Here is a 23,010-nt window from a genome sequence, read left to right on the forward strand (position 1 = left end):
CTCAGTATGAGCTTCACCAGTTCCTTTTTTGTACTAACTGGTTGAGTTTTTCTAGTTTCGTTTAACTCAGGTTCCTGGTTCATCTTACCGTTACATTACCCAGTTTTCTTAACGAGTGCAACCTTATCTCTCTTTTTAATACCTGAATCCTTACTTAATGATTATATGGCTATCAGAAATCAACCTATATTCTTCTGTTTTAACCAGAGTCTGCTCAAACATACAACATTCTCACTCTTCTATAACTTTGCAGATCAAATTTATATCTCAAGATATAGTCAAGATAAATATGACTACTGTAACTTATTTTTGTTGAATAAATTATGAACCTAAATGTCAAAAACTAATGTAATTAATATAACAATTATGTAATCAGATCAGATTTAATATATTCACAATAATTTTGGAGAAAAATATAAATAATTATGTCTATTTCTACTCCCGTTATTTCCTTTGATAATTTACAAAAAAGCTATGGCTCATTAAAAGTATTAAGAGGAATCACGGCTTCACTTTATAAAAAAGATGTTGTTTCGATAATTGGCACTTCTGGCTGTGGTAAAAGTACCTTATTGCGCTGCTGTAATCGATTGGAAACTATCAATGGTGGCAAATTGAGAGTAATGGATATCGATCTTTCTCAACCAAAAATAAGCTCGCAAAAGTTGAAGCAGTTAAGAACTAAAGTAGGCATGGTTTTTCAGCAGTTTAATTTATTTCCTCACCTCAGCGTATTGCAGAATTTGATGTTAGCTCCTGCCCAAGTATTAAAAGAATCAAAATCAGAATGCCGCGATCGCGCTCTGCATTATTTAGATAAAGTAGGTTTAAGTAGTAAAGCCAATTCCTATCCCGAACAACTATCTGGGGGACAAAAACAACGAGTTGCGATCGCCCGTAGCCTCTGTATGAAACCTGAAATCATTCTCTTTGATGAACCTACCAGCGCACTCGACCCTGAATTAGTTGGGGAAGTATTGACGGTAATGCAACAGCTGGCAGAAGAAGGAATGACCATGGTAGTTGTAACTCACGAAATGCAGTTTGCCCGAGAAGTCGCCAATCGAGTGATCTTTCTCAACCAGGGAGTAGTAGAAGAAGAAGGAGATGCTCAAGAAGTATTAACCAATCCTCAATGCGATCGCTTAAAAAGTTTTCTCAGTCGGATGAATGGCTAACGCTACTTTTGCATGATGGTTGATAAATTAAATCACTAATTTCAAACCCGCCACAAGTAATAGAGCCAAGGTAATTTGCCTAAAGATTAGAGGATTCATTTTGTTAGCCAGTGTTGTTCCTAGCCAAAGTCCGCAGGCAAAACCAGGCAGGCTATAAACGGCAAATCTGCCAACGGAGGTGGTTAAATTACCCTGCCAGCCATGGGAAATGGTAGCCAGCAAAGCGATTAAACAGAATACGGGAGTAATATTACTTTTAAACTCTTTGCCAGTCCAGTGACGACAGTTAGCGTAGACAACTAGAGGTGGTCCTCCTACCGCATATGCACCACTGAGAGTTCCCGACAATCCCCCTGCTAGATAATCCCAAAATCGCGACTTTAAAGGAGGCAAAGCTAACTTCAGCCAGTCGTAAACCACATAGCTAATAATAATTAGACCCAATCCTCTAAGAGCGATCGCTTCGGGAAAGCGATCGAGCATTAATGCACCGATAGGAGTAGTAATTAAAGATGCAATCATCAATCGTCTAACAGCTTTGAAGTCAGAATTTCGTCGATAGTAGAACCAAATTATGCTGTTTAAAGTAACGCCGAGCAATGCAACCAAAGGGACGGCAGTTTGTAAGCCGAGTACTCCTGGTAAAAAAGACATGGAAACGATCGCAAAACCAAATCCAGTTATGCTTTGAGTCAAAGCTGCTAGAAATATAATGCAGCTAACTGTTAAATATTCATTTCCAAATAGCTCCATTTATTTACTTGAGAACCAGCACTGGACAGGGAGACAAACGCACTACCCTTTCTGCCACCGAACCAAGTAGAAAACGACTAACACCCTTACGTCCATGGGAAGGTAAAACAATTAAATCTGCTTCTATCTCCTTAGCACAGTCTACAATTTCCGTACTAGGATCGCCTATTTTCACCTCAATCTTAACTTCTTCATAACCCATTTCCCCTAACTTCTCTCCCAGAAAAGCTTTGACCTTTTGTTTTCTTTGCTCATCATCGAGGGTATTCCACATTGCTGCTGGATCGGCTGGATGTAATGGTGTCAGGACATGAATCAAAGTTAGGGATGTTTCAGACTGAACATATTCTTTAGCAGGTGCGATCGCACTATATGACCATTCAGAAAAATCAATGGGAACTAGGACAGATTTCTTAATCAGCCAATTCATAAATATACCTCTATCTATTTAAAAACGGGTTCTCTAACTTCTTCAAGCTCTGTCAACATTGCACCCGATTTGAGACGAGACATATAGCTATCTAGCTCTTTGGCAACTACATTAGAAAGTAAAAAACAACCTAATAGATTCGGCAAAGACATCGCCAACAGCACGATATCGCTAAATTCTACTACCAGATCGAGATTGATTACCGTGCCAATAAATCCACAGAGCAGAAATAGTCCTTTATAAATATTGACTGTATTATCGCCAAACAGATATGCCCAAGCCAGCTGTCCATAATAACTCCAAGAAATCATGGTTGAAATAGCAAACAAAAAGCCAGCAATGGCTATTACGTAGGGAAACCAGCCAATAACTGTCTCAAATGAGGCAGCGGATAACCTTGCTCCATCAAGCTCGGCAGAACTTGGATCGGCATAAACCCCTGTAAGCACGATGACAATTGCCGTCAGGTTACAGATGAACATAGTATCGATAAACGGTTCTAACAGTGCTACAACCCCCTCCCTAACTGGCTCATCGGTACGAGCAGCTGAATGAGCGATCGCAGCTGAACCAATGCCAGCTTCGTTGGAAAAAACCGCCCTTTGAAATCCAACTACAATTGCACCAATAGCTCCTCCTGCCACAGCTTCAGGATTGAAGGCTGTCATAATAATTGTACCAATCGCGGATGGGATGAGATTAAATTTAACTAACATTACCCAAAGGCAAGCCAAGGTATAAATTACCGCCATCAATGGGACTAAAACTCCAGCTACCGCACCAATCCGTTCGATACCCCCGATAATTACTAGCCCCACAATAGCTACTAAGATAATGCCAAACAGCCAGTTGTAATTCTCAAAAAAGGGTAATACATTAGCCACCGCAGCATAGCCCTGGTTTGCCTGGAACATATTTCCTGCACCCATGGTAGCGATCGCGCAACAGACCGCATAAATTACCCCTAATCCTTTACCCATTCCACCCATGCCAATTGAGGATAAGCCACGATTTAAATAATACATGGGACCACCTCCCACCGTCCCATCGGGCTTAATGATGCGATATTTTTGCCCAAGGGTACATTCGGCAAACTTACTCGACATCCCAAAAAAACCAGCTAAGGTCATCCAAAAAGCTGCTCCTGGTCCTCCCATCCGAATGGCGATCGCTACCCCTGCGATATTACCAATACCTACCGTACCAGAAAGGGCTGCTGCCAAAGCCTGAAAGTGGGATACGTCTCCTTCATCATGAGGATCGTCATACTTACCCTGTACGACTTCAATAGCGTGTTTAAATGCCCGAACATTAATAAACTTCATCCGTAAAGTAAAAAAGATACCTCCAGCGATCAACCAGAGAACAATCAAGGGCATCCCATTTTCGCCACCAATTTTGAAATATAAAAAGAGATTTAAAACATCAACAATGCTTTGAAATATCCCTTCAAATATCCCTCCAATTCCTCCAGCACTTGCTTCTTCTTGAGCCCAAACAATTCTAGGTATTAATAATATTAATAAAATAGGCAGACAACAATACTTTAAATATTTTTTTAACTTAAACAACAATTGTTTCATAATTTATTAATTTACCTATTATGATAAACTTACTCAAATATTTGCGTTACAAATTGCACGTTAATTCTCGATCTTCAAGACATAATGCTTATCTTTTGTGATCTTATTTTGCGCTTTGATGTAAGTTTGCAATTATTGGATTTAAAATACTGTAATTGAATATACTAGACTCTTTAATATTTTTAAATTGATTTGTAAAAGTCAAAATTCGATAACTTTAAAATATCTAATATGAAATACCATAATACTTAATCCAGTTGATAAAGGTAACGATTGTTTTTCTGACTTCTGACTTGAAAAACAGATATATAACCTATACAAACAGAATTTAGTATAAATAGACTATGAATATAAAGATATTAGTTTACTGGTATTTATAGCAATACGAACTTTTATTAGGACACTCATTACTCGTTACTCGTTACTCATTACTTACGAGCAATCAAATAAACTTGTCCTAACGTAACTTCGTACGGCTATATATCTAAGTAATAGATTTTAGTGTCTAAGAAATATATTATTTGATCAATAAATAAAAGCAGCAAATAATATTAAAGTTTGCTGCTTTTTATATAATTATCTTTAACTAGTTTTAGTCTTTTAACTAAAGCAATAACAAGTTTTTAATTATTTTAGTTGTTACCAGATGTTCTCTTGAAAAAAGCCTTCAAAAAAGAGATCTGTATCAATAAAATTAACTTAAGCTAATGAAAACTCTGGAGTAGGAGTAACTAAATCTTTAAATACTTCCTGAACAACAGGATGTACAATTTGATAGTTATCAACGTTTAATCCTCTAGCTAATGCAGAGTCAATTTCTAAAGCTTTGATTCCCAAATCAGCTAACTTGACTGTATAGGGTAAAGTACTATTGTTTAAAGCTTGAGTAGCTGTCCAGGGTACAGCACCAGGCATATTGGGAACGCCATAATGCACAACTCCCTCTTCAATATATATTGGCTTACTATGAGAAGTGGGACGTAGAGTTTCAATACATCCTCCCTGATCCACTGCGACATCGACGATAACAGAGCCAGGACGCATTTTTGCCACCAAGGCACGATCTACTAAGATGGGTGCTTTTTTACCTGGAATCAATACTGCACCGATTAACAAGTCCGCATCGGGAACGGCAGCTTCAATTGCTGCAGCATTACTATAAAGCAGTTCAACCCTAGAACCAAATAAATTTTCCAGGTAAGATAGCCGTTCAACATTGATATCAAAAATCTGTACCTTTGCACCCATACCGACAGCAATTTTTGCTGCTTCTGTGCCAACGACACCGCCACCTAAGATTGTGACTTTACCAGCAGACACCCCAGGTATACCACCTAATAAAACACCCCTTCCTCCCTGCTGTCTTTCTAAAAACCGTGCGCCAAACTGCACCGCTAATCTTCCTGCAATGATGCTCATAGGCATCAGTAGAGGCAATGTACGATTTAGTTCTACAGTTTCATAAGCGATCGCCGTTACTCCTGAATCAACTAAACGTTCAGTCAGGAGTTTATTTGCTGCTAAATGCAGATATGTAAATAATATCTGTCCTTGACGGATAAATTCATATTCTGCTGCTAAAGGCTCTTTTACCTTGATTATTAGTTCTTGATTCCAGGCATCTTTAGCTTGAGCAACTATTGTTGCACCAGCCTGTTGATAATCGCGATCGCCAAATCCCGAACCAACTCCCGCCATCCTTTCTATAAATACACTATGTCCTCTATCGGTTAAAACTCGAACGCTATTAGGGGATAATCCGACTCGAAATTCTTGGTCTTTAATTTCTTTTGGTACACCAATATGCATGCTTTATAACCTTCTTATTAATACCTTTGCACTTCTCTATGGACGAAACGCTTTTCGCCCCTGTCGTCCTGACCTTTATGAAATCATTCTTGTTACGTTCGTACTTATTTCTTCTAAGGCTTGTTTTAAATTATCAACAATTAAATCTGCATCGGCTTTAGTCAAAATCAACGGCGGGGCAATAATCAGCACATTGGAAAGCCCAGGAATAGTGCTAGTATTACGTCCAATAATCGTGCCCAGTTCTAAACAGCGAGAAACTACTAGACCTACCTTTTCCCCTGCTAGAGGTTCTTTAGTTTCTTTATCTGCTACTAATTCAATCCCGATTAATAATCCTTTACCCCGTATCTCTCCCACATAAGGATGATTTTCTATCGTCGATAATTCTGTTCTTAAATATGCGCCCATTTTGGCAGCCTGGTTCGTAAGCTGTTCGGTTTCGATAATCTCAATGTTTTTTAAAGATAGGGCAGTTGAAGCAGGATTACCTCCATAGGTGTTAATGTGACGGAAATGGGAAGTAGGATCGGTTTCATCTAAGAAAGCATCAAAGATATATTGCTGAGTAATAGTCGCTGAAAGAGGTAAATAACCGCTGGTGATACCTTTTGCTAGGGTGATTATATCTGGCTTGACACCCCAATGTTCGTGTCCAAACATTTTACCCAGACGACCAAAACCACTGACCACCTCATCAAAGATTAACAAAATATCATAGCGATCGCAGATTTCACGCAGTATAGGCAAGTATTCATCGGGAGGAACAATTACCCCACCACCAGAGATAACAGGCTCGACGATAATGGCAGCAACGCTTTCTGCACCTTCATGAATAACTACATTTTCGACGTTAGTAGCACACTCAATATTACACGAACCATATTCCTTACCAAAGGGACAACGATAGCAGTAGGGGGGATGTACATGCATGAATCCTGGAACGAGAGGATCGTATTTAGCGCGTCTTTCTGCCTGTGCCGTCGCGCTCAAAGCACCCATAGTATTGCCGTGGTATGCCCGATAGCGAGAAATGATTTTATATCGTCTCGTACCACCCATCTGGGAATGGTATTGCCGTGCCATCTTAAACGCTGTCTCATTAGCTTCTGAACCACTATTAGAAAAGTGAACCTTACCTTCAAACTGCAATAATTCTAGTAATTTAGCTGCTAGCTTTATGGCAGGAGAATGACTCATTACCAGAGGAAAATAAGACAATTCAACCAACTGTTCGTGGGCTGCATCTGCCAGTTCTTTGCGTCCATAACCTACATTGACGCACCATAATCCTGATACCCCATCTAAGTATTCCTTACCTTCTGCATCAACAACATAGCAACCCTGCGCCTTATCCATGCGTTTAGGCGGGTTGCGTTCATATTTTTTATGCTGTGTCATTGGATGCCACAGAGATTTCATATCCATTTGGGTCAAATCCCTCGGCACTGATGACGTTTCTTCTGACTTGTTTAACTCTGACTCATCAGAGTGATTCACATCTAACATTGCATCACTTTGTTTGAATTGTTAGTTATTTAAAATCTTGATTTAGCGATCGCTAAACCCTGGTAAGGACGTTTGACCAAGATGCCCTCACTTGAATGCAGATATTATTGCAAGCTAGAGCAGAGCAAATCTAAGACCTCTTAAAGCCAAGGGGAAGAGTGCGATCGCAATTGGAAAATATGATTGACTTCTACCAAAAAGCACTCTTCCTATCTTCAACTCTAAGCCAGATTAAATTAAATATAATTGGGTGAACCAGCTCCACTTCTATTAATCAAGTGCTTGTGTAGCCTGCCATGCTTGATAAAAAGTCTTAGAGGAGTATTGTTACTGCAAAGATACTGATAAGACACGGCAATAAAACCCTAACTAAAATGGACTAGATAGTTAATAATGCAACTTTATATTCAAAGCCTATAAAAATCATTTAAAGCTTTTTGTTTGCCACAAACATTCTCTATTCAATGTCAAGAAACCTTCAAGAACTTCTGATATAAACAAAAAGCTTAAGATCGATGTATTCTGCTTCTAGGTTATTCTAAGATAGTCAAGTCAATAGCCTATCGCGATCGCGACTCAAGCTTTCAATTTTATTATGAGCGGCAAGTTCGGTAAGATAACTATTATCGTTCCACCACAGTTTATCTCTCACAATTGTCCTACCTGCAGTAAGCGAGTTTAGAAATTACTATCAACACGTACCCATGTCTGTGAGTGCGGATACATTAAAGATAGAGATCTCGCAGCTAATATCAGTCGTCTCATGATAGGAGGATGTCAAACTCAGCTATATCGGTTGGTAGCTTTTTCAGTACGTCACATCTGAGTTTTAGAGATTGTCTCCCCGTTAGCTAACTTGCTCTGATTGTTTGGAGATAATCCAAAGAGCATGAATAACACCAGGAACCCAGCCTAGTAATGTCAGCAAAACATTTATTAGTAGGGCTTGACTAACTCCCATAGTCAGAAATACTCCAAGGGGAGGAAGTAAGATTGCTGCAATGATTTTAATAATGCCCATTTTTTTTCCTCAAAATTTTACATATGTAGGTAATTATCAGATTAGATTTTTTTCGATTAGATTATCTTCTATCTGAAGAGAGATAATTGGCGATCTTATTTTCCCTAACCTTAATTTTGAATATTTGCAAATATTTGCTCAAAAGCAAGAATATATCTTTTGTCAGACGCATTTAATAAGCAACATGTTTAACAATCAATAATACAATAATAATTTGAAAAATCAGTGAAACAAAGTTAGTGATATTGTTTTACGTAAAATTTTGGGAGTCAATAAAATATGTTAGCTTCACTTTTAACTGTCTTAGCTACTGCACTAAGTTTATTGGTAGTTGATATTATCTTTTCTGGAGTAGATATAGCTAATTTTCCAGCTGCTTTAATTGCGGCAGTAGTTATTGGAATAGTCAATACAGGAGTTAAACCATTAATATCCTTACTATCCCTACCTCTTAATATTCTTAGCCTTGGGGCATTTTCTCTAGTTGTTAATGGTCTATGCTTTTGGTTAGCTTCACTTTTTGTACCAGGTTTTAGAGTTGCAGGTCTGTTAGCATTTATTTTTGCCCCTGTACTTCTATCTTTTGTTAATACTTTTCTCAGTAAATATTTTGCAGAAAGGTATCCCAGTACAACTCAAGAATAACAACTAACTATTTAAGTATTGAAACTTAGAAAGTGTAATAAAACAACAAAAAAGTAACAATTAGAGAACAAGCATGGATTTTGGGATTAAAGGTAAGGTGGCATTGATTACTGGTGGCGATTCTGGTATGGGTAAAGCTACAGCAAAGTTACTAGCTACTGAGGGTGTAAAAATTGCCCTATTAGATAAAACTACAAAAGAATTAGAAACAACTGCTGAAGAAATTAGTAAAATTGGTGAAGTAATACCTATTACGGCAGATTTGAGAAACCTAGATGAAGTTGAATTAGCAAAGCAGCGTATACTTAAGCATTTTGGCACAGTTCACATTTTGGTTAATTGTGCTGGTATCACCGGTGCAACTAAAGACTTTCTAGAGTTAACTGACGAAGACTGGTATGAAACTATAAATGTCGACTTTATGGCTGCGGTGCGAGTCTGTCGAGCCTTTATTCCCTCTATGCAGAAAGAAGGATGGGGTAGAATTGTTCTGATTGGTTCAGAAGATGCAGTTCAACCTTACACCGATGAAATGCCCTACTGTGCAGCTAAAGCAGGAGTACTTAACCTAGCTAAAAATCTCTCTAAAGCTTATGCTAAAGATGGTATTTTAGTTAATTCCGTATCACCTGCCTATATCGCTACTCCCATGACCGACGCGATGATGGAAAAACGGGCTAAGGAAAAAAATATGAGCTTTGACCAGGCTATTGAGACTTTCCTAGATGAAAAACGACCTCATTTAGAATTACATCGTCGAGGAAAAGCTCAAGAAGTCGCTGCAGTAATTGCCTTTTTATGCTCCCAACATTCTAGCTTTGTAGTAGGTGCTAATTACCGAGTTGACGGTGGTTCCGTAGCTACTGTTGGTTAGTAATAATCAAATATCAAATATTTAGCGCTTAATCGGGGAAAAACAAGCAAAAAATGAACAAGTTAATTACTTTATCTTTAGGTAGTATATTGTTGTTGACTGCTGTAGGTTGTGATGTAGCACGAACCAGTGGCGACGCTCCCAATTCTGTAGAAGAGGGTTTTGTTGTAGAAGATAAAACGAAAGTTAAAGATACTTTAGGAGATGCAAATAGCGAAATTCGCCAAGATCAATTAAATTCCGACATTCGTGCCAGAGAACAACGTAATGACTTATGGGGTGAACAAGGAGAAAGAACAAACTCAGATTTAGAAAGTCAGGTTAGAGCAAAATTAGAAGCTAATATTCCCCGAGCAAAGCTAACCATAGATGCAGATGATGGCAAGGTAGTAATTGTAGGAACAGTTCCCGACCAAAGAGAATACGAAACAATTGAGCCTCTAGCTTTTGAAATTCTCGGAGTTAAAAGTGTTGAGATGGATGTAAAAGTTATACCACCTAATAAGTAAGTAGGTGGGTTTTATAAATTATTATGCCTACCTACTTAATAGATTCTTAGCTCGACTTTATCCAATCAAGCAGCATAGATAGCAAGATCTCTGAAACGATTGAATAAAGGACGAGGGACTTTTATGATGTCAGCAGGATTAGATGACATGGAAAACATAGTGCCTGGGGGTCTTGATGGAGCACACAAAGTGTGGCACCCAAGCGTAAACGAGTAATCATTGATGTAGAAGCCAGTTTGCCAATAGATGAAAGCATTTCTAGGCAAGCAAAACTACTATCTGCCACTATTACTACCTATAGTTTTTTTACTCCAAATAATCCGTAATTGTCCTCATATTATATCTATTCTTGAGCAGCTAAATAATAACCACACACATAACCTAGTGCTACGTCAACTAATTAATGATGGATATATTTTTACAGTTAAAAACTATCCTTTATAGCGTTTCTCAAATAAGTGAGGTACAAATATAAACTTAGTCAAAAACCTTGAAACCCCTATTCCCTAACTCCACCAAGGTGTATCTCATTAATACGAGAAACGCTATAACCTTTTTCCCTTTCCCTTTACCCATCAAATTGTTAAATAAAAACTTTAACCGATAGATTTAATGACTTATTAGCTTCTTGACCTGCGAAGTTAAATCATTGGGATTAAATGGTTTATAAATAATGCTATCTGCCTTGCTATCTGCTAATTGTCTATCTTTAATACCGTTAATAGCAGATACTAGTAGAACTGGTAAACTCCTATTGTCAAAATTTTCTTTAATCTTACGAGAAATTTGTAGACCATTAATTCCTGACATCATAGTATCCATTAAAATTAACTGTGGTCTAATTTTTTCTACAAAATCCAAAATGTTTATCTCATTATTCACAGTAGCGACCTGATATCCAGCCAACTCTAGGACTAGTTTGTATAACAATTGCAACTCTTCATTATCTTCAACTACCAAAATAGAATTAATCATAGTTAATTTATTATCTTATTGTGTTTGTACAAAATTGAACTAATAATCTTCCTAAAAGCATCTAAAAATTGGGCACGCTATAGAAATATATCTAAAAAAGCATTTTAGTTTGACAAGACATGAAATATACTGTTAATTACTTCAATTGATTAGTTTGTCTACCCGCGAGATTAAATCGTCAATGTTGAAAGGCTTATAGAGAATACCATCTGCCTTACTATCTTCTAACTGCTTGTCCTTAAGTCGATCAAGAGCGGATACTAATAGTACTGGTAGACTTCCATAATTTAATTTTTCTTTGATCTTACGAGTAACCTCCAAACCACTGATTTCTGGCATCATAATGTCCATTAAAATCAATTGTGGTTGAATCTTTTCCACAAAGTCTAAGACATTTAGCCCATTATCCACAGTAGCGACTTGATATCCAGCCGATTCCAAAACTAGCTTGAATAACAATGAAAGATCTTCATTATCCTCTACAACTAAAACAGAGTTGATCATACCTAACTCACTTCTTATCTAATCACGCTAACCCCAAATTAACTAATAAACTCCTTCAAAACATCTGAAAAAATATATATATCGATCGCTAGACTTAATAAAGAGCATATCTATAAAATTTGACATAAAGCATATCTATAAAACTTTCTTTATTTTTCCTATCTACGGGTTATGGATTTAAATTCAAAATTTCAAGAGACTTTAGCAAAGACTACCGATAATGATTTAAAAGATGTCGATCTGACTAATTGCGATCGCGAACCGATTCATATTCCTAATTTAATTCAACCTCATGGAATTCTATTAGCTATTTCTGCTAATGATTACAAGATCTTACAGGTAAGTCTTAATACATCAACAATGTTGGGTGTAGAGCCAAAAGAGTTGCTGGATAAACCTTTAAATGAGTTGCTAGAAGAAGAACAGGTTACAGCAATTCAACATTGCTTATCTGAAGATTTCAACCAGATTAATCCTTTACCAATTGAGCTAACTCGCAAGGGTTCAATTCTTACTTTCGATGGTATCGTTCATCGTCACGGGGAAATAGTCATTTTAGAGTTAGAACCAAGTGAACCCACTCAGGATGTTGACTTTTTCAATTTCTATAAATTTGTCAAAAGTCCCATCAATAGAATCCAAAATACTACTACTTTAGATGAATTTTGTCATGTAGTTGTGCAAGAGGTAAAAAAAATAACGGGATTTGATCGCGTTATGGTATACTGCTTTGACGATGAAGGTGCAGGGCAAGTAATTGCTGAAGCGGCTAGAGAAGAATTAGAACCATTTTTAGGCTTACATTATCCTGCTAGCGATATTCCCAAACAAGCAAAATATCTCTATACTCTCAATTTTCTGCGTCTAATTCCCGATTCTATCTACGAACCAATAGGGTTGACTCCTCAAATTAATCCTCTAACTAATAAACCCCTCGATATGAGTATGTCAGTATTACGTAGTGTCTCTCCGTTACATACTGAATATCTAGATAATATGGGCGTATCTGCTTCCATGTCTATATCTCTGCTTAAAAACAAACAGCTTTGGGGATTGATAGCCTGTCACCACAATACGCCTAAGAAAATTCCCTATGAAATTCGTACTGTCTGCGAGTTTATTGGACAGGTAGTTTCTTTTGAGTTAGCCACTAAAGAAGATAGTCAAGACTTAGAATATAAAATGAAGCTCAAGTCCATTCAGTCTCAATTTGTGGAAATCATTTCCCAAGCAGAAGAATTAGAGACAAGTTTAACTCAAAACCCTACTCACTTGTTAGATATAGTAGGTGCTGATGGTGTTGCTTTGTCTTTCGGTGAAGAAATTAACCTCATTGGTAACACGCCAAACGAAATTGCCATTAAAGATCTACTTCCTTGGCTAGAGAGCCAATTTGGTCAAGATGTAATTTATGAAACCAATTCTCTAGCTCAAGTTTACCCTGCTGCAGACAAAGAAAAAGAAGTTGCCAGTGGATTGTTAGCCTTACTTATTTCTAGAGTGCAAAAAACTTTTATTATTTGGTTTCGCCCTGAAGTAATTCAGACAGTAGATTGGGGCGGAAATCCCCATAAGCCTTTAGAAATAGAATCAGACGGATCTATACGGATGTCTCCCCGTAAATCTTTTGCTAAATGGCAAGAAACTGTAAAAGGGAAATCTCTACCCTGGAAACCGTGTGAAGTGGAAGCAGCACTAGAATTACGTAGTTCTATTGTTAGTATTGTTCTCCGAAAAGCCGACGAACTAACCCAAGTAAATAAAGAATTAGCCCGCAGCAACATCGAACTAGATGCTTTTGCCTATATTGCCTCCCACGATCTTAAAGAACCATTACGGGGCATTTATAATTACTCTAGTTTTTTAATTGAAGACTACGGCGATATTCTTGATAAAGCAGGAATAGATAAGCTCAATACTCTCATGCGCTTAACTCATCGCATGGAAGATTTGATTAACTCTCTACTTCGTTACTCCCGCTTAGGTAGGGCAGAATTACAATTACTCCCTGTAAATCTCAATGATTTAGTATCCGGAGTACTAGATGTAATTCAAGTTAGTGCTAGAGATAATCAGGTAAAGTTTCACATTCCTCGTTCTTTACCCACTATTGAATGCGATCGCACTCAGGTTAATGAATTATTTACCAATTTAATCAGTAACGGGATCAAATACAATCAAAAAGCCGAGAAAATTATCGAAATTGGCTATTTAGATGCAAAAGATTCTATCGTAACCGAAAAAATGTTGGAATACCCCGAAAAAACCCCAGCAAAAACTATTTTCTATGTTCGCGATAATGGTATAGGCATTCGTGAAAAGCATCTAGAATCAATTTTTCGGATCTTTAAAAGATTACATGGTCAAAAGAAATATGGTGGCGGTACAGGTGCAGGTTTAACCATTGCCAAAAAAATTGTTGAACGGCATGGAGGCGAAATTTGGGTAAAATCTGTCTATAAAGAAGGTAGTACCTTTTACTTTACTTTGCTGTAATTATTTAGATGGCTCAAGAAAACAACCAACCAATATTAATTATTGAAGATAGCGACGAAGATTTTGCAGCTTTAACCAGAGTGATTACTAAAGCTCACATTCCCAATCCCGTATATCGCTGTGAAGACGGTGAAGAGGCATTAGACTTTTTATACCGTGAGGGAGAATATCAAGATCAAACCCTTTCACCTCTTCCTTCGTTAATTGTATTAGATTTAAACTTACCTGGTACTGATGGTAGAGAAGTTCTAGCTGTAATCAAACAAGATCTCGATTTACAAACAATACCTGTAGTTATTTTTTCTACTTCCTCTAATCCCAAAGATATAGATGCTTGTTATCGTCAAGGTATCAGTGGCTATATCGTTAAACCAATGGATACTAATCGCTTAAATAAATTAGTACGAACCTTTCTTGAATATTGGTTTAAAACAGTCGAACTACCAAATAGTTCAATAATCAGTTGTGTCGCCAATAATAAGCTGGATGAGAATAGTTAAGATTAATATATAGCTCTACTATTGCTTGAGGAAACAAGAGCATTGCGATCGCAATCCCCAAATCGAAGAGTGAACGAAAAAAGGTATGGTAGTTAAAAATAGGGACGCTTTAAGTGATGATTGATGAAAGAAATAGAATAATTCGGATACTTATTAGGTAAGAATTCAGGTACTAAATTGAGGGATTAAAGAAGGGCGATCGATAACACCGATAGTTGCCAATAAAGCTTGAGTGAAAAAATCCATCACAGAGCGACCCTGAAAACGGCAGGTTTGAATCACACTCAATAAATTAGCTGTATCTTGAAATCGTGTCATGCTGCGAGAACCACCACTTATTTTTCGTTTAGTGACTGCCAATCTTAAAGCACGTTCGGCGAGATTGTTATCAGGCGAAATTTCTGGATGGTCTAAGAAATACCACCATTGGTCTGCTTTTAATTTCAAATTCCGTAATAATTTACCAGCTTCATAACCTGCCTTCTCACTCCACTTACTCAAAGCTAAATTGATTTGAGTTTTTAATTGCGTAGTAGAATCGAGATATTGCTGCCGATGATTATTTTCACGCCATAATCGATGTTGTCGAAAAGCAGAATCCACAATTTCGGTCAAAGCTAGTCCCATTGATCCATTGTCAATTCCTGGTGTTTTCATGAGTCTTTGACAGTGACGACGTAAGTGAGCCTGACATTTTTGTTGTGCTGCGACCGGATAGCCATTGTACACGCTGAAATCATCGGAGATAATGATTCCCGAATACTGCGCGCCTAGTTGGTCTTCTATTTCTTTTCTCGAACGAGTATCCCCCGCTCGAAATAAGCAAAAATTCGGATTAGCAAACACCCACAACCATTCTTTTAATCCTCTTACTGACCAAGGTGTTTCATCAATATTTAAGGTTGGATGATTCTGATTAATCCATTCTTCTAGTTCACTAATGCTGGGCTTAATAGCTGCTGAAATTCTTTGGTTACTGGCAACTAAAGTCCCTAATCCAACTTCAATTTGACCTAACTCCCGCAATAGTTCCTGCTGCTTTTGATAGGGTAGATGCCCATAGTTTCCTAGCCATCCTAGTAATCCCTGTAACTTAATTCCCAAGTCTTGTCCTGGTACAATCTGATGAGACCATTGTGGCGATGTTATTTCTCCACAACACTGACATAGAGAGTGATGACGTTGATACTCAACTATTTCTATTGGTCTTTCTACTAATACTGCTGCTGAGTTGGTTTCAATCTTGATTGATTCTGCTGAGGCTAACAGTTCTCCACAACTCAAGCACTTTTCTGCTTTGAGTACTTCGCAGCGATCTACTCGCCCAAATCCTTTTCTTGTTTTCCCTTGATGTCCTAATTGCCCCCCGGGACTTTTTTTCGGTTTTTGAGACGATGACTTTTCTTTTCTTTCTGGTTTTTTGAGTAAATCTGATGATGGAGGCTTTGACGATATTTTACTGTCTAGGCTTCTGCTTATTTTTAGCTTCTCTATTTCTATTTTTAGCTGCTCGATGATTTCTTGTTGACTCAGTATGAGCTTCACCAGTTCCTTTTTTGACAACTGGTTGAGTTTTTCTAGTTCGTTTAACTCAGGTTCCTGGTTCATCTTACCGTTACATTACCCAGTTTTCTTAACGAGTGCAACCTTATCTCTCTTTTTAATACCTGAATCCTTACCTTATTAGTACTATTAAAAAACTTAAAGATATATAATTGTTACTCGTTACTTTTTACTTAAACAACGCGAAAATTAATTTTTGCCACCGTAAATTTTGCTCACTCCAAATCGAACAACAACCAAAAATACGGTTTACCGAAAAATTTTTTGTACGGGCAGAAAACTTTACTATCATTGTGATGTAAGCCACACTATGACCTTCTAAATGTATTGATTAAGATAAAGATAACGAAACGAAATAAAGCAAAAGTTTCGAGTAAATCATTTAAAACTATTAATCAAAGGAGACACATAGTATGGCTTTAGTAAGATACAACCCTTGGCAAGAAATGAACTCTTTGCAACGTCAATTAAATCGTTTATTTGATGATGCCCTCACTACCGATAACTGGGATAACTTTGGCAATTTATCTAAAGTTCCCGCTGCGGAATTGACCGAAAAAGATGATGCCTTACATCTTAAACTCGAAGTTCCTGGTATGGAAGCTAAGGATTTAGACATTCAAGTAATGGCTGATCGAGTTGCGATCGCAGGAGAAAGAAAATCTGAAACCAAATCTGAAGAGAATGGTAATGTACGTTCTGAATTCCGTTACGGTAAATTCCAAAGAGTCATTCCATTACCGGCACGTATCCAAAATACAGATGTTACCGCAGAATATAAGGACGGTATTCTTAATTTGACTCTCCCTAAATCAGAAGCAGAAAAAAATAAAGTAGTGAAAGTTAACCTCGGCGAAGCTAATGCCTAGTTTTAACCAAGGATAAACTGAAAAAATCTAGTCATGTAGATTAATAGTTAAACCCAGTTACTGTATTAAGTAACTGGGTTTCTTATTAAACCAAAACTTTAAGGACAAATAACTCATTATGAATGTGAACCTTGATCTTTTGTTTCCTAACCACTACTTGCGCCAAGTAAAGTAAAAAGTAGCTCCTTCTCCAAGTTGTGATTCTACTCGAACTGTACCGCCTTGACCTTCAACAATTTTTTTGACAATCGACAAACCAATCCCTGTACTTTCAATGGAATCTCTGGCTTGTAGAGTTTGAAATATAGTAAAAATACGCTCATGATATTGAGGTTCAATACCTAATCCATCGTCAGCAACAGAAAATTCGTAAAATTTATCTTGTTCTTCAACTGATATGGTGATTTTTCCCGAATTTTTAGGATGATATTTAATAGCATTGCTAATCAGATTAGAAAAAACCTGTTGTAGCCAAAGTACCTCAGTTTTCAAAGTTGGCATATTGGGAACAATTACGATCTCAAACGCTGCTGCTGGTGACAAAGAATTGATCACATTATTGATTAGATCCCCTACGTTTACAGTTTCAATTAGAATATTTTTCCTTCCCACACGAGAATATTTTAATAATCCTTGAATTAAGCCATCCATACGTTTAACGCGAGATCGCATCAGCCTGAGTTGCTCCTGACTTTCTTCTGGTATTTGATCTTCTAAATCCTCACTCAACCAGGTAGCTAAATTAGCGATCGCTCTTAAAGGTGCTTTTAGATCGTGGGAAGTAACATAAGCAAAGTGATCCAATTCTTGATTGCGTTTTTTTAGCAGAGACGTAGTTTTAAGTAGCTCTTGATTAACCCATTTTAACTTTAAGGCTTGCTTTTTAAGCGAATCTTCCGCCTGTTCTCTAGTATTTAATTCATCTTGTAAGTGATTTAATAACTCTGCCTGTTGGATAGCGATCGCCAATTGTACGGCTAGTTTATCCAACAACTTGACTTCGTCAGTTTCCCAATGACGACTATTACTACATTGGTGAGCAATTAATAAACCCCAAAGATTATGATTATCTTTTAATGGTGAAGGGGAAAGCAGAATCGGAACGACCGCATTAGCTTTGACTTGAAATTCTTCTAATAGTTTAATGTGACATTTAGAAAGCCCGGATTTGTAGATGTCATTAATTGCTAGAGTTTCTCCTTTTTCGTATCTAGCTACACCCTCATTTCGAAAGCAAGTGTCGACTATTTTTTGACCTAAAGACTTTTTCCAGCCAAACTTCACCGACTCAGCAACAACATCACCAGTCATATCTGGTGCAAATTGATAAATTACCACGCGATCGCAATCTAATAATAACCCTACTTCTTTGACTGCAGTATCCAGAATTTCTAAAAGCTCCAAAGACTGGCGAATGCGCAAAGCAGTTTCCGCTATTAACTGTTGTTGCTGGAAATTTTTAGTCAGTCGAGACTGTAGATAATGTTGCTGTAAAGTGCCTTTAACCGAAGTAATTAAGACTTCAGGAGTTAATCTTCCTTTAACTAAATAATCTTTAACTCCACTCTTCATCGCTTCTACAGCAACTGCTTCATTTCCCTGCCCTGTCAGCATAATAATTGGCGGAATTTGACTTGCTTGCGTTTTTAATTCTTCGACAAACTCTAAACCATCGAAATCAGGTAATAAATAATCGAGTAAAATTAAGTCTGGCTGTTTTATTGCCAGTTGGTCCAAACCATCCTCACCAGATTCTGCTTCTATAATTTTGTATTTAGATCTGACTTCTTTGCTTAGATAGCGACGGTAAACCTCGCGGTCTTCAGCGGAGTCGTCAACTATTAAAATTGTGTATTGGCGTTCAGTCATTACTGATTACTGATTACTGATTACTGTCTAATGCTGATAAATCGAGATTAAATTTAATCGCGATCTGGCTCAATACTTCTTGTTCTTTCAAGGTAATATTACCGTTTGATTTGGCAATGTCATAGCATCTGTTTAAAGTTAGAGTAGCAAACTCAGGAATTAGCTGTTCCAGTAATGTAGGAAAATCTTGTGGTTGCTCTAGATTTACCGCAATAGTAGTAACTGAGGATGGAGATATATTTTTAATTGTGGGTAAAATGTCTCTCCAATCTTGTTCTGGATAACTGATTTGTACCATGTATGCCAAAATACGATCCATAATCTTAGATTGATTGAGAGCAACCTGCCAATCTGCATCAGTTTCTTGCTGTAAAGATACAATTTGTGTTTGAGAAGCTTTTCCTTGATAAAATCGACAGGCGGTTTGTCCTAAAACGTACAGCATAGCTGCATTGGTGGAGGCACCCACAACTGCACCAATACCAGGAATAATTTCGACTACAGTTAAGCCGGTTTTTAACACATCTGCACCCAAAGACAAACCAAAGATCGCCAGCACTTCCCCCCGTCTAGCAGGTTCATTTAAATCCAAACCGTAGGCTGCAGCAATTTCATACACCATCTCAGTTTGTAGTTTGGTAGTGGCTATTAATTCAATGCCTAAAAACAATGCTGCAATGGGAGGAACAATATTAGTAAGTAGCCCCAAACGTCCACCTTGCCAAGTTTTTTGAATAATTAAACGGTCGGCAATTTGATTTGGTGTTTCATCAGGATATTGCGATCGCATTTGATCTACAGTAGCTTGTATTTTGTCAGTATCAACTTTACCTAGAAAGGTCATCAACCAATCTAAGCCAATAATATTATCTGCTGATTTGAGGATTGGATTGGAGGCAATCCATTCTAGAGTTTGTCCTGTAGAAACAGTAGTTTTTTCTAATAATTTCTGAGCTTCGGCAGTTAGAGTGCCTGTTAAGTTACCTACTGTATCAATTACTTCAGCAAAAAAATTTTCTGATGAATTCATTTTGGACATAGCTCAATTATGATAATGTTATTGCGTTTAGTTATAAGGGTTAATAATAATATAATATGTCTTTAGCTTTCAGCTTTAAACTAACTCTCTTTTATTAGATTAATACTATAATTCTTGACTAAATTATCCATTATACTGTCAATAGTCGGGGAATAGATTATGAATTTTGTCTCACAAGCTTTAGGCTTTATTCAAGATAATGCCAATGTAATCCTGACTTAAAAATCTACAAAAGTTAATTTCAAATGAATAGGCTAATTTAGCTAATTGTCAAACTAATTGAACAGCATGAGCTTTCCTCGAATAAATTTTATTACTTAATCAGTAGCAGAAGTTACGATTTTAAAACATCTAACCTAAGAAGTATTTTAATTTAAGTCAAAAATTAGAACTTAAATAGCAAAATTAAAATACAACAATTATTTATAACTATCATTTTATTAATCTCAAGATAGATTAAAAGCTTTAGACAAATTGATAATATCTATAAAATTGGTCAACTATAATTTGATCTATATTATTTACTTTTGAATATACTCTAATTAACTAATAATAATGAGCAAAGCAACTAAATTAGTATCTAATCGAATTGCGATCGTTTTTGATTTTGACGAAACTTTAATTCCCGATGATAGTTTCAAGGTGTTGTTACAAGATTGCCAAATTGATATTGATTCTTTCATTGGCGATCGCGTTGATCCTTTAGTCGCTGATGGCTGGGATAAATACCTAGCTAGAGCCTATTGTCTAATTAAAGAATCCCAGCAACGAGAAGATAAAAATAAAATTACTCAAAGCAAGCTAGCAAAACTAGGAAAAAAGCTAGAATTATACGATGGCGTATCTACAATGTTTGAGCGTTTGCAGCAACAAGCCAATACATTTAAAACTGAAATTGAACTAGAATTTTATCTAATTTCAGGTGGCTTCGTCGATATCCCTCGCAATACGAGTGTTGCTAAATATTTTAGACAGATGTGGGGTTGTGAATTTCATTATGGCGATCAAGGAGAAATTGAATTTCTCAAACGACAGATGACCCATACGGAAAAAACCCGTTATTTATATTACATTTCTAAAGGCATAGAGCGAGAAAACGAAAAAGATTTAATTTATAACTATCAAGATTTATCAAACGATAAAATTCATGTCCCTTTAAATCAAGTAATTTATGTTGGAGATGGTACTTCAGATATTCCCTGTTTTACGGTAATCAATCAATATGGTGGTATTGCAATCGGCATTTACTCCAAAAGTAGTACTGCTGAAAAATGGGAACATTTAGAGAAGGTTAATTCTAGCCAAAGACTTTCTAATTTGGTTCCAGCAAACTATGAAGAAGATTCTGAAATGATGCAGTCACTCTCATTAGCAATAGATTGTATTAGTAACCGAATAGCTTTAGGTAATTTAAGTGCCGGAGAATAGATGAGCTGACTACCTGACACATTTATTTTTAGCGATCCAAAGGCTACGCGGAGCGTAATCGCGATCTGTAATTTATGATCCTGAATTTCAGGTAATATACCAGAGAGATCAAATTAACACCCAAATACCTGACGCTCTCGCTTAGATGAATTCGTCAAAATTTAGTTTCATATTTTTCATTTTTTCCAGTGTCTTTCTGGTTTTTAACGGCGGATATCTCGCTAGAGAGTTTAAGCTTTTTCCCTACCAACTCTACACTGAGGCTGTAAAAGGATGGTCGGAGATTCGCGCTCAAAAATCAGAAAAACTTCCCTGGTTTTACGAGCGTTCAAAAAAACTACCATCGGAAGAGATTAAAAATATTAGCCAGACTCAGCCAGGGTTGTCTTTAGTCACGGAAATAGCAGCCGAACGTAATATATCCGCTAAAATTATTGATTTAGAAGGTAATACAGTTCATCAATGGGCAATTGACTGGTTCGAGATGTGGCCCAATCCACAACATTTACCAAAAAACTTAGTTCCTCAAGCTAAACCAGGTACTAATATCCACGGTGCGGTAGTCATGAAAAATGGCGATCTGATATTTAACTTTGAAAGTAAAGGCTTAATTCGTATTGATCGCGATGGGGAAGTGGTTTGGCGTTTAGCATACCTTACTCATCATTCAATTCATCAACACGACGATGGTAACTTATGGATATCGGGGACTAGATATCAAACGGAAAAAGTTGCTCGCTTACCCCATTTAATACCACCCTTTTATGAAGAGACAATTTTAGAAATTAGTCCTCAAGGTAAGATTTTGCGGGAGTGGTATATTGCCGATATTCTACGTCAAAATGGCTATAAGGGACTGCTTTACATGGGTAGCCTCAATAATGAGAATACCTCAATCAAAGGCGATAATCGTATATTAGGCAATACCGATCTGCTCCATTTGAATGATGTTGAACCATTTTCTGCTAAATTGCAGCCTGGTTTTTTTCAGTTAGGGGATGTGATGGTTTCCCTGCGTAATGTTAATACGGTTTTTGTCTTTAACATTGGGAGTGAGAAAATTAAGTTTATCTCTATCGGAAAATTTGTGCGACAACACGACCCAGATTTTATCGACGGTGATACTTTTTCTGTCTTTGATAATAATAATGCTAGCGAACCAGAACGGAATAGCAAAATTACCATTGTTTCGGCTAAGGATAATAGTCACAAAGTATTCTTTGCCGGTAGCAAAGAGAATAAATTTTTTACCAGGGTGATGGGGAAACATCAATGGCAACCCAACGGTAATTTATTGATTACTGAATCTATGTCTGGCAGAGGTTTTGAAGTTGATCGCCAGGGAAATGTAGTTTGGGAATATGTTAACTATGTCGAGCCGGGTATTGTAGGCGTGGTGGGGGAAGTGCAGCGATTATCTCCAGAGTATACCGAACTATTTACTCTAGAACAGTAA

At 37.1% G+C, this 23,010-nt stretch carries 21 protein-coding genes; 10 read left to right on the forward strand and 11 right to left on the reverse strand.

Going from position 1 to position 23,010, the window contains the following annotated elements; translation table 11 throughout:
* Window positions 1-425 precede the first annotated feature (425 nt).
* On the forward strand, window positions 426-1,178 hold the full coding sequence (locus PLEUR7319_RS0101700; protein ID WP_019503475.1) for an amino acid ABC transporter ATP-binding protein: 753 nt from the start codon (window positions 426-428) through the stop codon (window positions 1,176-1,178).
* A gap of 27 nt (window positions 1,179-1,205) precedes the next feature.
* Here the strand turns inward: PLEUR7319_RS0101700 and PLEUR7319_RS0101705 are convergent, their stop codons facing one another.
* The 6 genes from PLEUR7319_RS0101705 to PLEUR7319_RS39080 all read right to left on the reverse strand — a co-directional run bounded on the left by PLEUR7319_RS0101705 (window position 1,206) and on the right by PLEUR7319_RS39080 (window position 8,283).
* Window positions 1,206-1,931, reverse strand: a complete 726-nt coding sequence (locus PLEUR7319_RS0101705) for a sulfite exporter TauE/SafE family protein (RefSeq protein WP_019503476.1) — start codon at window positions 1,929-1,931, stop codon at window positions 1,206-1,208.
* A 4-nt stretch (window positions 1,932-1,935) separates the two neighbouring features.
* On the reverse strand, window positions 1,936-2,361 hold the full coding sequence (locus PLEUR7319_RS0101710) for a universal stress protein (RefSeq protein ID WP_019503477.1): 426 nt from the start codon (window positions 2,359-2,361) through the stop codon (window positions 1,936-1,938).
* A gap of 14 nt (window positions 2,362-2,375) precedes the next feature.
* Window positions 2,376-3,944 carry a sodium:alanine symporter family protein gene (locus PLEUR7319_RS0101715; protein ID WP_019503478.1) on the reverse strand — a complete coding sequence of 523 codons (1,569 nt, stop codon included), beginning with the start codon at window positions 3,942-3,944 and terminating at the stop codon, window positions 2,376-2,378.
* A gap of 699 nt (window positions 3,945-4,643) precedes the next feature.
* Entirely contained in the window at window positions 4,644-5,753 is a 1,110-nt protein-coding gene (gene ald / locus PLEUR7319_RS0101720) for an alanine dehydrogenase (RefSeq protein WP_019503479.1), read from the reverse strand.
* 75 nt (window positions 5,754-5,828) lie between these two features.
* On the reverse strand, window positions 5,829-7,262 hold the full coding sequence (locus PLEUR7319_RS0101725; RefSeq protein ID WP_036798333.1) for an aminotransferase: 1,434 nt from the start codon (window positions 7,260-7,262) through the stop codon (window positions 5,829-5,831).
* A gap of 847 nt (window positions 7,263-8,109) precedes the next feature.
* Entirely contained in the window at window positions 8,110-8,283 is a 174-nt protein-coding gene (locus PLEUR7319_RS39080; RefSeq protein ID WP_019503481.1) for a YqaE/Pmp3 family membrane protein, read from the reverse strand.
* 279 nt (window positions 8,284-8,562) lie between these two features.
* Here PLEUR7319_RS39080 and PLEUR7319_RS0101735 point away from each other — a divergent pair, with 279 nt between their 5' ends.
* The 4 genes from PLEUR7319_RS0101735 (at window position 8,563) to PLEUR7319_RS43040 (ending at window position 10,637) form a co-directional block, all read left to right on the forward strand.
* Window positions 8,563-8,928, forward strand: coding sequence for a phage holin family protein (locus PLEUR7319_RS0101735; protein WP_019503482.1), 366 nt, complete (start codon window positions 8,563-8,565; stop codon window positions 8,926-8,928).
* Between the two features lie 73 nt (window positions 8,929-9,001).
* Window positions 9,002-9,802 carry an SDR family NAD(P)-dependent oxidoreductase gene (locus tag PLEUR7319_RS0101740; RefSeq protein ID WP_019503483.1) on the forward strand — a complete coding sequence of 267 codons (801 nt, stop codon included), beginning with the start codon at window positions 9,002-9,004 and terminating at the stop codon, window positions 9,800-9,802.
* Window positions 9,803-9,855: 53 nt separating this feature from the next.
* Complete coding sequence (locus tag PLEUR7319_RS0101745; protein ID WP_019503484.1) at window positions 9,856-10,311, forward strand: BON domain-containing protein; 456 nt, start codon at window positions 9,856-9,858, stop codon at window positions 10,309-10,311.
* 191 nt (window positions 10,312-10,502) lie between these two features.
* Entirely contained in the window at window positions 10,503-10,637 is a 135-nt protein-coding gene (locus PLEUR7319_RS43040; protein ID WP_256380619.1) for a hypothetical protein, read from the forward strand.
* 283 nt (window positions 10,638-10,920) lie between these two features.
* Here the strand turns inward: PLEUR7319_RS43040 and PLEUR7319_RS0101750 are convergent, their stop codons facing one another.
* Together PLEUR7319_RS0101750 and PLEUR7319_RS0101755 are read right to left on the reverse strand one after the other, a co-directional pair.
* A complete protein-coding gene (locus PLEUR7319_RS0101750) occupies window positions 10,921-11,286 on the reverse strand; it encodes a PleD family two-component system response regulator (RefSeq protein WP_019503485.1) in 366 nt (121 codons plus the stop codon).
* Between the two features lie 141 nt (window positions 11,287-11,427).
* A complete protein-coding gene (locus tag PLEUR7319_RS0101755; protein ID WP_019503486.1) occupies window positions 11,428-11,790 on the reverse strand; it encodes a response regulator in 363 nt (120 codons plus the stop codon).
* Between the two features lie 171 nt (window positions 11,791-11,961).
* Here PLEUR7319_RS0101755 and PLEUR7319_RS0101760 point away from each other — a divergent pair, with 171 nt between their 5' ends.
* The gene (locus PLEUR7319_RS0101760; RefSeq protein WP_019503487.1) at window positions 11,962-14,286 is read left to right on the forward strand and encodes an ATP-binding protein; all 2,325 of its coding nucleotides are present in this window, start codon (window positions 11,962-11,964) and stop codon (window positions 14,284-14,286) included.
* Between the two features lie 8 nt (window positions 14,287-14,294).
* Complete coding sequence (locus PLEUR7319_RS0101765; protein ID WP_019503488.1) at window positions 14,295-14,786, forward strand: response regulator; 492 nt, start codon at window positions 14,295-14,297, stop codon at window positions 14,784-14,786.
* 165 nt (window positions 14,787-14,951) lie between these two features.
* Here PLEUR7319_RS0101765 and PLEUR7319_RS0101770 read toward each other — a convergent pair whose 3' ends face one another.
* Window positions 14,952-16,394, reverse strand: coding sequence for an IS66 family transposase (locus tag PLEUR7319_RS0101770; protein WP_019503489.1), 1,443 nt, complete (start codon window positions 16,392-16,394; stop codon window positions 14,952-14,954).
* Between the two features lie 368 nt (window positions 16,395-16,762).
* Here PLEUR7319_RS0101770 and PLEUR7319_RS0101775 point away from each other — a divergent pair, with 368 nt between their 5' ends.
* Window positions 16,763-17,218 carry an Hsp20/alpha crystallin family protein gene (locus PLEUR7319_RS0101775; RefSeq protein ID WP_019503490.1) on the forward strand — a complete coding sequence of 152 codons (456 nt, stop codon included), beginning with the start codon at window positions 16,763-16,765 and terminating at the stop codon, window positions 17,216-17,218.
* A 153-nt stretch (window positions 17,219-17,371) separates the two neighbouring features.
* Here PLEUR7319_RS0101775 and PLEUR7319_RS0101780 read toward each other — a convergent pair whose 3' ends face one another.
* Window positions 17,372-19,087 carry an ATP-binding protein gene (locus PLEUR7319_RS0101780; RefSeq protein WP_019503491.1) on the reverse strand — a complete coding sequence of 572 codons (1,716 nt, stop codon included), beginning with the start codon at window positions 19,085-19,087 and terminating at the stop codon, window positions 17,372-17,374.
* 13 nt (window positions 19,088-19,100) lie between these two features.
* Window positions 19,101-20,117, reverse strand: coding sequence for a hypothetical protein (locus PLEUR7319_RS0101785; RefSeq protein WP_019503492.1), 1,017 nt, complete (start codon window positions 20,115-20,117; stop codon window positions 19,101-19,103).
* 564 nt (window positions 20,118-20,681) lie between these two features.
* Here PLEUR7319_RS0101785 and PLEUR7319_RS0101790 point away from each other — a divergent pair.
* Both PLEUR7319_RS0101790 and PLEUR7319_RS0101795 read left to right on the forward strand, forming a co-directional pair.
* Complete coding sequence (locus PLEUR7319_RS0101790) at window positions 20,682-21,554, forward strand: haloacid dehalogenase-like hydrolase (protein WP_019503493.1); 873 nt, start codon at window positions 20,682-20,684, stop codon at window positions 21,552-21,554.
* Window positions 21,555-21,699: 145 nt separating this feature from the next.
* The gene (locus tag PLEUR7319_RS0101795; RefSeq protein WP_019503494.1) at window positions 21,700-23,010 is read left to right on the forward strand and encodes an arylsulfotransferase family protein; all 1,311 of its coding nucleotides are present in this window, start codon (window positions 21,700-21,702) and stop codon (window positions 23,008-23,010) included.

This window comes from Pleurocapsa sp. PCC 7319 (assembly GCF_000332195.1).
GTDB lineage: Bacteria > Cyanobacteriota > Cyanobacteriia > Cyanobacteriales > Xenococcaceae > Waterburya.

Coding starts and splice junctions, on each gene's coding strand:
- PLEUR7319_RS0101745 (WP_019503484.1), top strand. CDS start 9,856: ATGAACAAGTTAATTACTTTATCTTTAGGTAGTATATTGTTGTTGACT.
- PLEUR7319_RS0101765 (WP_019503488.1), top strand. CDS start 14,295: ATGGCTCAAGAAAACAACCAACCAATATTAATTATTGAAGATAGCGAC.
- PLEUR7319_RS0101775 (WP_019503490.1), top strand. CDS start 16,763: ATGGCTTTAGTAAGATACAACCCTTGGCAAGAAATGAACTCTTTGCAA.
- PLEUR7319_RS0101785 (WP_019503492.1), bottom strand. CDS start 20,117: ATGAATTCATCAGAAAATTTTTTTGCTGAAGTAATTGATACAGTAGGT.
- ald (WP_019503479.1), bottom strand. CDS start 5,753: ATGCATATTGGTGTACCAAAAGAAATTAAAGACCAAGAATTTCGAGTC.
- PLEUR7319_RS0101750 (WP_019503485.1), bottom strand. CDS start 11,286: ATGATTAATTCTATTTTGGTAGTTGAAGATAATGAAGAGTTGCAATTG.
- PLEUR7319_RS39080 (WP_019503481.1), bottom strand. CDS start 8,283: ATGGGCATTATTAAAATCATTGCAGCAATCTTACTTCCTCCCCTTGGA.
- PLEUR7319_RS0101710 (WP_019503477.1), bottom strand. CDS start 2,361: ATGAATTGGCTGATTAAGAAATCTGTCCTAGTTCCCATTGATTTTTCT.
- PLEUR7319_RS0101760 (WP_019503487.1), top strand. CDS start 11,962: ATGGATTTAAATTCAAAATTTCAAGAGACTTTAGCAAAGACTACCGAT.
- PLEUR7319_RS0101795 (WP_019503494.1), top strand. CDS start 21,700: ATGAATTCGTCAAAATTTAGTTTCATATTTTTCATTTTTTCCAGTGTC.
- PLEUR7319_RS0101705 (WP_019503476.1), bottom strand. CDS start 1,931: ATGGAGCTATTTGGAAATGAATATTTAACAGTTAGCTGCATTATATTT.
- PLEUR7319_RS0101780 (WP_019503491.1), bottom strand. CDS start 19,087: ATGACTGAACGCCAATACACAATTTTAATAGTTGACGACTCCGCTGAA.
- PLEUR7319_RS0101755 (WP_019503486.1), bottom strand. CDS start 11,790: ATGATCAACTCTGTTTTAGTTGTAGAGGATAATGAAGATCTTTCATTG.
- PLEUR7319_RS0101790 (WP_019503493.1), top strand. CDS start 20,682: ATGAGCAAAGCAACTAAATTAGTATCTAATCGAATTGCGATCGTTTTT.
- PLEUR7319_RS0101770 (WP_019503489.1), bottom strand. CDS start 16,394: ATGAACCAGGAACCTGAGTTAAACGAACTAGAAAAACTCAACCAGTTG.
- PLEUR7319_RS0101735 (WP_019503482.1), top strand. CDS start 8,563: ATGTTAGCTTCACTTTTAACTGTCTTAGCTACTGCACTAAGTTTATTG.
- PLEUR7319_RS0101700 (WP_019503475.1), top strand. CDS start 426: ATGTCTATTTCTACTCCCGTTATTTCCTTTGATAATTTACAAAAAAGC.
- PLEUR7319_RS0101715 (WP_019503478.1), bottom strand. CDS start 3,944: ATGAAACAATTGTTGTTTAAGTTAAAAAAATATTTAAAGTATTGTTGT.
- PLEUR7319_RS0101725 (WP_036798333.1), bottom strand. CDS start 7,262: ATGTTAGATGTGAATCACTCTGATGAGTCAGAGTTAAACAAGTCAGAA.
- PLEUR7319_RS0101740 (WP_019503483.1), top strand. CDS start 9,002: ATGGATTTTGGGATTAAAGGTAAGGTGGCATTGATTACTGGTGGCGAT.